The sequence below is a fragment of the Roseburia sp. AF20-18LB genome (assembly GCF_003461185.1).
GTDB classification, from domain to species: domain Bacteria; phylum Bacillota; class Clostridia; order Lachnospirales; family Lachnospiraceae; genus Roseburia_C; species Roseburia_C amylophila.
The window spans coordinates 1-1,142 of the sequence record NZ_QTWP01000030.1 but is presented as its reverse complement, the minus strand read 5'-3'; the positions used below and the strand labels follow the sequence as shown (position 1 = coordinate 1,142).

General features: G+C 35.6%; 2 protein-coding genes. Both read left to right on the top strand.

Translation table 11 applies throughout. The features are described 5' to 3' along the window. The first annotated feature begins 9 nt into the window (after window positions 1-9). The gene (locus DWX65_RS15720; protein ID WP_012744350.1) at window positions 10-150 is read left to right on the top strand and encodes an HTH domain-containing protein; all 141 of its coding nucleotides are present in this window, start codon (window positions 10-12) and stop codon (window positions 148-150) included. 26 nt (window positions 151-176) lie between these two features. Then, window positions 177-827, top strand: a complete 651-nt coding sequence (locus DWX65_RS14780) for a hypothetical protein (protein ID WP_012744349.1) — start codon at window positions 177-179, stop codon at window positions 825-827. Window positions 828-1,142 lie beyond the last annotated feature (315 nt).

Below are 1,142 nucleotides of genomic sequence, written 5' to 3'. Positions count from 1 at the left end.
ATAGCAAAAATGGCTGGTGTTGAGGAAAATGATATTGACAGGCTTTTAGCCAATCCACCAGAAAAGATTGAAATCGAAGTAAAGTATAAAATTGCTGTGACGGTTATGGAACTGCGATTTTGGCTAAAAGATTGTGAATCACCGATATAATCGGGATTTGTGAGTAGAGGGCACTTATGAAAAATAAAAGTATCAATCAAGTTTCCATAATAAATGGTGAAGATGGTCCCACAAGTGTTTTTATATTTGGAGAAGCTCAAAAGCAATCTCTAAAGATTAGAATCCGAAATGCTATCTATCAATCCAGACGAAAAAGGATAGAAAAGAGAATAGCGGCCAACCCGCATACCCTTGCGGAAGTGGTGCAATACGCAAAGGATCATTATGATTTAGTGGAAATCAATCCTGCCGCAACAAATTGGATAGAACGACAGAAAAATCTAAAAGCTAGTTTGATTATGCAGCATAAACCAGAACTTTTGGGCCAAAGGAAGGATATTCCAAAACCAGATTTTCATAATGAAGAATCTGTTAAAAATTTTTTGAATGAAATGGAAATTAGAAATAAATTGATTGACCAAATGCCTGATAATGTAATTCCCATGGATTTTCATTTATATGAAATAAAAATTGGTGAGGATTTAATGGAAATAGAGGTAGATTATACCTGGAATATATTTGGAATATCTTACTCTGGAAATAAGTCGGTCATAAAAAGGTTTAAGAAAATAGCTAGAGATTTATATTGTTATTATGGTGTCAGTGAGGAGGATATAAAGAACCGGACAAAAAGATATTCTTCACTGGTAACGGAATTGAGTTCATAAATAAGCAGTTAATTTAGCAACAACTTGTTGCAGATTCTAAAGTTATCTTGCATAATTAAAATATAAAAGATGTATATAAGGTCGGAACAGAGACCTTAAACCTGTTCCAGTGGTCGGGATGGAGACCGAAAACCTATTCCCATTGCGGAATAAACTGCAAATACAGTGATCGCGTTGCAGAAACCTGTGAGGCCTGCGACCGGGGGAGAACCTGCGGGGACTCCTCTTTTTTATATTATGGAGATGGTGTATATGCAGAAGATGCTTGATTTTATAACATAGAAGAGAGTACGTGTAATGCGGAGTAAATAATGG